This window comes from Streptomyces sp. NPDC097981, assembly GCF_040302565.1.
Taxonomy (GTDB): domain Bacteria; phylum Actinomycetota; class Actinomycetes; order Streptomycetales; family Streptomycetaceae; genus Streptomyces.
Window position 1 is genome coordinate 1 of the sequence record NZ_JBEORW010000115.1, and the last position, 7,101, is coordinate 7,101.

General features: G+C 72.1%; 7 protein-coding genes, 2 pseudogenes and 4 CRISPR repeat arrays. Of the genes and pseudogenes, 8 read left to right on the plus strand and 1 reads right to left on the minus strand.

The genetic code is table 11. The features are described 5' to 3' along the window. The first annotated feature begins 6 nt into the window (after window positions 1–6). Window positions 7–830: direct repeats of the CRISPR family, unit length 29 nt; unit sequence GTGCTCCCCGCCGACGCGGGGGTGGACCG. A gap of 92 nt (window positions 831–922) precedes the next feature. Then, window positions 923–1,562: a CRISPR direct-repeat array (repeat unit 29 nt; unit sequence GTGCTCCCCGCCGACGCGGGGGTGGACCG). A gap of 350 nt (window positions 1,563–1,912) precedes the next feature. After that, window positions 1,913–2,596: pseudogene (locus ABTY04_RS39850) on the minus strand (IS701 family transposase); the annotation flags it as partial. Between the two features lie 210 nt (window positions 2,597–2,806). On the opposite strand from ABTY04_RS39850, the gene ABTY04_RS39855 reads away from it, so the two are divergent. The 8 genes and pseudogenes from ABTY04_RS39855 to ABTY04_RS39890 all read left to right on the plus strand — a co-directional run bounded on the left by ABTY04_RS39855 (window position 2,807) and on the right by ABTY04_RS39890 (window position 6,771). After that, window positions 2,807–3,277 (plus strand): flavodoxin family protein, encoded by a 471-nt coding sequence (locus ABTY04_RS39855; protein ID WP_352218327.1) that lies wholly within the window; start codon window positions 2,807–2,809, stop codon window positions 3,275–3,277. A 114-nt stretch (window positions 3,278–3,391) separates the two neighbouring features. Continuing rightward, a CRISPR array of direct repeats spans window positions 3,392–3,726; the repeat unit is 29 nt; unit sequence GTGCTCCCCGCCGACGCGGGGGTGGACCG. A gap of 89 nt (window positions 3,727–3,815) precedes the next feature. Further along, a CRISPR array of direct repeats spans window positions 3,816–4,393; the repeat unit is 29 nt; unit sequence GTGCTCCCCGCCGACGCGGGGGTGGACCG. Between the two features lie 34 nt (window positions 4,394–4,427). Then, window positions 4,428–4,841, plus strand: a pseudogene (locus ABTY04_RS39860) (diguanylate cyclase domain-containing protein); the annotation flags it as partial. Further along, window positions 4,838–5,275: an ASCH domain-containing protein gene (locus ABTY04_RS39865; RefSeq protein WP_352218328.1), complete on the plus strand. Its 438-nt coding sequence runs from the start codon at window positions 4,838–4,840 to the stop codon at window positions 5,273–5,275. The pseudogene ABTY04_RS39860 and the gene ABTY04_RS39865, both read left to right, overlap by 4 nt. Continuing rightward, window positions 5,272–5,550, plus strand: coding sequence for a hypothetical protein (locus ABTY04_RS39870; protein ID WP_352218329.1), 279 nt, complete (start codon window positions 5,272–5,274; stop codon window positions 5,548–5,550). Before ABTY04_RS39865 ends, ABTY04_RS39870 begins: the two co-directional genes overlap by 4 nt. 22 nt (window positions 5,551–5,572) lie before the next feature. Further along, window positions 5,573–5,704, plus strand: a complete 132-nt coding sequence (locus ABTY04_RS39875; RefSeq protein WP_352218330.1) for a hypothetical protein — start codon at window positions 5,573–5,575, stop codon at window positions 5,702–5,704. A 65-nt stretch (window positions 5,705–5,769) separates the two neighbouring features. Beyond that, window positions 5,770–6,252 carry a hypothetical protein gene (locus tag ABTY04_RS39880; protein ID WP_352218331.1) on the plus strand — a complete coding sequence of 161 codons (483 nt, stop codon included), beginning with the start codon at window positions 5,770–5,772 and terminating at the stop codon, window positions 6,250–6,252. Beyond that, window positions 6,249–6,431, plus strand: a complete 183-nt coding sequence (locus ABTY04_RS39885; protein ID WP_352218332.1) for a DUF8839 family protein — start codon at window positions 6,249–6,251, stop codon at window positions 6,429–6,431. Before ABTY04_RS39880 ends, ABTY04_RS39885 begins: the two co-directional genes overlap by 4 nt. 94 nt (window positions 6,432–6,525) lie before the next feature. Beyond that, window positions 6,526–6,771 (plus strand): hypothetical protein, encoded by a 246-nt coding sequence (locus ABTY04_RS39890; RefSeq protein WP_352218333.1) that lies wholly within the window; start codon window positions 6,526–6,528, stop codon window positions 6,769–6,771. Window positions 6,772–7,101 lie beyond the last annotated feature (330 nt).

Here is a 7,101-nt window from a genome sequence, read left to right on the forward strand (position 1 = left end):
CGAGGAGTGCTCCCCGCCGACGCGGGGGTGGACCGCTCAACCTCGTCATGGAGGACGACGTCCAGCTGTGCTCCCCGCCGACGCGGGGGTGGACCGGTCCCGGTGACTGCGGCCTGGGCGAAAGGCCGGGTGCTCCCCTCCGACGCGGGGGTGGACCGCACGGTGCCCGCCACACGACGGGCAGGCGCTTGTGCTCCCCGCCGACGCGGGGGTGAGCCGGCGAGCACGTGCAGCCGGGTGGTGAAGCGCCAGTGGTCCCCGCCGATGCGGGGGTGGACCGGCAGCGCGGGACGGGCGGCGACTTGTGCCGCCGTGCTCCCCGCCGACGCGGTGGTGGACCGATCGCCTCCGTCTTCACCGCCTGAGGCCGGGCGTGCTCCCCGCCGACGCGGGGGTGGACCGGCCATGACCAGGCCGCTGGTGACGCCGATGCCGTGCTCCCCGCCGACGCGGGGGTGGACCGCCAGAGGGCAGAGCTCTGGTGGTGAGACTCTCGTGCTCCCCGCCGACGCGGGGGTGGACCGATCGCCTCCGTCTTCACCGCCTGAGGCCGGGCGTGTTCCCCGCCGACGCGGGGGTGGACCGCTGGACCGTCCCGAGTTCGAGGGCTCCACAAGGTGGTCCCCGCCGACGCGGGGGTGGACCGTAGAGAGGCAGCACCATGGCTGTTCAGCAGATGTGGTCCCCGCCGACGCGGGGGTGGACCGCACTGCCAGTCGCTGGAGTACTCCAGCGTCGCGTGGTCCCCGCCGACGCGGGGGTGGACCGTAGCGCTGTCCGTTGGTCTTGGGCAGTTCTCCGTGCTCCCCGCCGACGCGGGGGTGAGCCGCAGTGCAGGAGCATGCTGCCGACGACGGTCGTGTAGTCTCCGCCGACGCGGGGGTGAGCTGGCGTTCGCCTCGGCGTACGGCCAGTACCAGGAGTAGTCCCCGCCGACGCGGGGGTGGACCGACGGCGAGCTCGGCAATGTACATGCGGGCTTGGTGGTCCCCGCCGACGCGGGGGTGGACCGAGCCCGGGCTTCTTCTCGGCCGGAGACTCGGCGTGCTCCCCGCCGACGCGGGGGTGGACCGACGCCGACCCCCATCGACGCAGCCCGGTTGGAGTGCTCCCCGCCAACGCGGGGGTGGACCGATGAACGTTCCCACGGTGAACGGCTACTACGTGTGCTCCCCGCCGACGCGGGGGTGGACCGTTTGTCGCCAACCTTTTCGGCCCACGTGACCGGTGCTCCCCGCCGACGCGGGGGTGGACCGCGGGAGGTGCGCCGACTGCGCGCCGCTGAGAAGTGCTCCCCGCCGACGCGGGGGTGGACCGACGATCACGTCATGGTTGGCCTCCAGGTCCCAGTGCTCCCCGCCGACGCGGGGGTGGACCGACTTCATGGCCCGTCTGGAGTCCTCCGAGCCCGTGCTCCCCGCCGACGCGGGGGTGGACCGACGAGTCGGAGCAGGGCGCCGACGTAGGCGAGGTGCTCCCCGCCGACGCGGGGGTGGACCGAAGTGCGGCGCCGAGATCCAGCTCATCCTCGAGTGCTCCCCGCCGACGCGGGGGTGGACCGCTCGCCCGCTGGGAGGAATACATGGCCACGATGTGCTCCCCGCCGACGCGGGGTGGACCGCCCCCCTCGGAGGGGGGCTTGCCCGGCCTCCCGTGCTCCCCGCCGACAGCGGGGGTGGACCGGCGGCGGAGGACTCCGTGGCGGCCGCTGACGCGTGCTCCCCGCCGACGCGGGGGTGGACCGGCCCGAGCGAAGGCCGCGAAGGCCGGCGTCGTGTGCTCCCCGCCGACGCGGGGGTGGACCGTGCAGCGAGCAGATTCGGGCTGATTTCCGGGCGTGCTCCCCGCCGACGCGGGGGTGGACCGTAGCTGTGCCCCAGGGCTGCTTCTGCCAGGCCCGGTTCGGCACCTTCTTCACGAAGGCATCAGCGCGGAACGTGCCCGCACCGGTGGCCACTTCGGCCGAACAGGCCACCGCGAGTACATAGCCGATGCCGCGTTCCTCCAGAGCCGTGCGCAGTTTCGGGTTGCCGCCGTAGACCTCATCCCCGGTGACCCAGCCCACTTCGTGTCCGGCGTCCAGGAACCGTTCGATCATCACGCGAGCCAGCTCCGGCTTGGTCGCAAAGACGGTGTCCTCGCCGAGCCCCGCTGCCCGGCAGCGATCTGCGTCGCACGTCCAGGAGCGCGGGATGTACAGCTCCCGGTCCACCGCCGCGTGACCCCGCTCGCCAGCGTAGACGAGGTAGACAGCGACCTGGGAGTTCTCGATCCGCCCGGCCGTTCCGGTGTACTGACGCTGGACCCCGACAGTGTGGGTGCCCTTCTTCACGTCGCCGGTCTCGTCGACGACCAGCACCGCCGTCTCGTCGTGGAGATGCTCGACGACGTACTCGCGCACATCGTCACGCACGGCATCGGCATCCCAGGCGGCCCGACACAACAGATGCTGCATGCCGTGCGGGCCGACCTCCCCAGCCCACTCCGCGATCGTCCAGCAGTTCTTGCGCGGCAGGTCCGACAGCAGGCCCAGCACCAACCGCCCGGCCCGCAGACGGGGTTCGACCCGCGCGAACCGGCCCGCGATCCGGCCCATGGCGACCTCGAACGCCACCCGCCAACGCGTGGGATCTATGTTGTGACCTGCGGCCACCGTCTCTTCGTAAGTCCACACAACTCACGATGATCAACGGCCGGGAGCTTGCCTCTGTCCTCATATGGCGTGACTGCCATCACACTCGAGTGGTGTCACATCTGACGTCGTTGCGCTGTCCTCACTACGGAACCGAGAGAAGGGATCGTGAGGATGAAGGCCGTCATCGTGTGCACCTCCGTGTCGCACGGCAATACGCGTCGTGTCGCCGACAGCATGGCCCAGGTACTGGGCGCGAAGGTCGTCTCCCCCGAGCAGGCCGACCTGACGGAGCTGGCCGGCGCCGACCTCCTGGGATTCGGCTCGGGCGTCTTCTACAGCAGGCTCCACCCCCGCCTGACCGACTTCGTCAAGGCACTTCCCACCAGGCGGGGTCGGGCGTTCGTGTTCGCCACCAGCGGGCTCCCCGAGATACCGCTGGCGCCTTTCACCCGCCCCCTGGTGCAGCTACTCGAAGGCAAGGGCTTTGAGCTGGACGGGAGCTTCTCGTGCCGGGCGTTCGACACCTGGACGCCCTTCAAGCTCGTCGGTGGTATCAACAAGCAGCGGCCGAACGTCGGGGACTTGGCCGCCGCGCGGGCGTTCGCCGGGCGGCTGCGGGACGGGGGAGTGCCGGTGTCCTGACACGTGCCGCTCCAGGGGCCCCTACCGCATCCCGGACCAGCAAGATCACGATCTACAGCTGGAGTATTACGTGGAGACGAACCGCCAGGGCTGGCCCTCCCCGCAGGCGCAGCTGTGTTTCCCGCCGACGCGGGGGTGGACCGGTGAGGTCCCTGCCCAGGGCACTCGATAACGCGTGCTCCCCGCCGACGCGAGGGTGGACCGATCCCGGAGATGCCGTCGAACGCCCGGGTCATGTGCTCCCCGCCGACGCGGGGGTGGACCGACATGCTCCCCGGAGATCTCGTTTTCTTCGGAGTGCTCCCCGCCGACGCGGGGGTGGACCGCCCTCGGGCTGGGCCCTGATCCACGACGGTGAGTGCTCCCCGCCGACGCGGGGGTGGACAGCCGCAGGATCGCCGCAGGTCAGACGGCCTTTCGTGCTCCCCGCCGACGCGGGGGCGGACCGATGGAGACGCCATCATGGCACTTTTCCGCAAGGCGCTCCCCGCCGCGGGGGTGGGCCGCGGAAGCAGATGAAGGGCCAGGGCGCCCCCGCGTGCTCCCCGCCGACGCGGGGGCGGACCGGCGATGAACAGCAGCGGCATGGCGGCGTGCATGTGCTCCCCGCCGACGCGGGGGTGGACCGGCAACAGCCCAGGAAACACGGTCCTGGAGACCGTGCTCCCCGCCGACGCGGGGGTGGACCGGCCTCGGCCAGGGGCGGCGTGCCGGGCATGCCGTGCTCCTCGCCGACGCGGGGGTGGACCGGATTGGAAGCAAGGACCGGCTTCCCCTCCCGGGTGCTCCCCGCCGACGCGGGGGTGGACCGAGCTACGTGTCCGATCTTGAGTTGGGGAAGCGGTGCTCCCCGCCGACGCGGGGGTGGACCGAGGGCAAGCCGCGGACCCACGTCATGTTCGGCGTGCTCCCCGCCGACGCGGGGGTGGACCGGAGGCTGCAGGATGGTCACTGCCACTGCACAGGTGCTCCCCGCCGACGCGGGGGTGGACCGGAGACGAACCTTTTCTTCACCACCAGCACCGTGTGCTCCCCGCCGACGCGGGGGTGGACCGACATGGGGGATGCGCTTGCTCGGGTTGATGTTGTGCTCCCCGCCGACGCGGGGGTGGACCGCTCGCCGCCACCGAGGCGCAGATCCCATGGCCACGCCGCCGGTGACGCTGCGCTCGCCGCGACCGGGGAGCGCCTCGCCCACTGGGCAGGGCCGCACGGAGTCGTCGGCCGCCTGGGCGGGGACGAGTTCGCCGTCGCGACCCGTGTGGACACCCGGGCCGGTGACCGCGCGATGGAGCAGAGCCTGGAGCAGCTGATGGGTGTACTCCGAGAGCCCGTGCCGACCCAGGCCGGACCGCTCCCGGTCGCGGCCTCGGTCGGCGCCGCCGTCCCCGACTATCTCGGCATCCGCGCCCTGCCCGCTCTGCTGCGCGGTGCGGACGTCTCGATGTACCGGACCAAGCACTCCGGCCGGTACGGCTGGGCGGAGATCGAGGACCTCCAGACGCCGACCGTCAACGGCCGCCGGCAGGGCCGCCCCGGCACCGCGCTGGACCGTGCCGCATGACCGGGCTCGAAGGCGGCGACTGGATCCGCGGCATCACGATCCGCCAGCCCTGGGCCACCTGCATCCTCGCCGGAAAGACCCCGGAGAACAGGCCCGCCCACTGGCCCTGGCGCGGCTGGGTCCTCATCCACGCCGGAAAGGCGAAGCCGGACCCCGCCCTGCTGCGTGACCCGCTGGTGGCCACCACGATCCGCGGCCGCGAACTCCACCGCGGCGCAGTCATCGGCGTCGCCCGGCTCACCGACTGCCACCTCGACCAGGGCCCCGAGCGCTGCACCAGCCCCTGGGCGCAGCGCGACGCGCACCACCTGGTCCTTGCCGACGTCCACGAACTGCCGCTGCCCGTGCCCGACACGGGCGCGCTCCCGGCCTGGAAGCCGACGCAGGCCCTCGTGGACCAAGTCCTTCAGCCGCTGCCCGACCTGCGGCCGTGACCCGCAGGAGTCGCAGGAAGCCGCTGTGGGAACCGGGCCTGATCCCGGTCCCCGGCGGCCTGCTGGACTGGCGTGACGCCCAGCACTTCGACCGCTGTACCGACCGCCCCTGCGCGCTGTGTGGGCAGGGCACGCCGATGCGCTCCCACTACGGGGAGCCCGTCCGCAAAGCGTGCGCCGAATCCTGGATCGCCGCGAACCCCACCGAGGCCCGCCTCGGCAGGTTCGCCTCCGACGTCCAGCCCAAGCGCCGGCGCGATGACGACCACGCCTGAACCCCTCCACCCGGAGGCCCTCATGGCCAGCACCACACCGCACGACGTCGACCACGCCCTGGCTTACCCCGAACCGCCGGCCTCGCCGCTCTGGCACCGGCACGGCGCGAAGGCCCGGCCGTTCACCCCCGAACAGCAGCGGCGCAACCGCTAGCTCTTGGTGCTCGCGCAGCACACCCCCCGACCCCGCACCACCAAAACTCGGGCGGAGGCCCACTGATGAGCTCCCGGACACACCTCGTCATCGACGGCTACGTCGACGCCATCCCGGCCCCCGGCACCCGCTGGGGCACCGCCACGTTCGACCTGATCCACTCCCCCGCCGACGCGGCCCGGATCGCCCCCGACACCCCGGACACCGTGTACGCCTGCACCACCGGCGACCCTCGCATCACCGACGTGCTGCTGCGCGAGATCCAGCCCGGCGACCTGCTGCGCATCACCGGCACCGCCGTCCAGCCGGACGACCCCGAGGCCCCGGCGCAGTTCACCGTCGACGCCTTGGAGGTCCTGGAGGCCGCGCCGGCCCCCGTGCTGTACGAGCTCGTTCTGGAGCGTTGGGGCGACTACGCGGCCGTGTTCAACGCCGACCACGACAGCGTGCCGGTGTTCACCACCTCCGGTCGCTGGATCGGCGAGGCCGCCAGCCCCGACGCGATCGGCGAGCTGATCGACGCCTTCGAGAACGGCGGACCCCGATGACGACCGGCCTTCCGGCGCAGCGCAGGGTCCTGGAGCGATTCCCCGCCGGGCACCCCCGCGGATCCTGGCCCGCCGACGAATACGCCGCCGCCCAACGCGACCAGGGCACGGACGCCCGGGTCGTCATGGACCTCGACTCCGACCAGTTCCTCGTGGTCACCGACCAGCCGACCGCGTAGGACCCGAACCGCTCACCCTCAGTCGGCCCGGGGCGGCCGCCGGCTACGAGCCCGGCCGCCCCGGCGCCATCCCTTCACACAGATCGGAATCGCGATGCTCACACAGCTCTGGGTCGGCACCTACCACGGCACCCACGACGGGGACCGCGTCGTCGTCACCACGACCCGCGACGACACCCAGCCGCTCCCCTACAACCTGGAGTGCACCTGCGGCCTCTCCCAGCGCTACACCGACCCCGTGCGCCTCGACCGCGTCGCCTGGCGCCACACCCACCCCACCCTGTGGGACCGTTGGAAGAAGAAGATCCCGGGACTGAGCCGCCCCGAGGCGGCCGCCTGACCCCGGCGTCAATACGAAGGCCCGTACTCCCCGCGAAGCGTTCGCAGGGGGCACGGGCCTTCTTGCGTTTCGGGGGCCTGTGGCGAGTCGGGCACACGAAGCGGCCCCAGCCATCCGGACCTCGATCCGCGTGACGGTGTCCTGTCTCAACTTTGACAGGCCGGCCGCTGCTACAGCACGGCCACGCATGACTTCTGATCGGCGGCCAGGAAGACCAGGTGGGTGCCCTCGGCGGTATCGACCCGCCCCAAGGCGACTGGGTCATCTCCCGCACGCCGAAGATCCGGCAACCTCTGTTCGAAGTCCTTGCAGGTGGAGACGCCGTCCTGC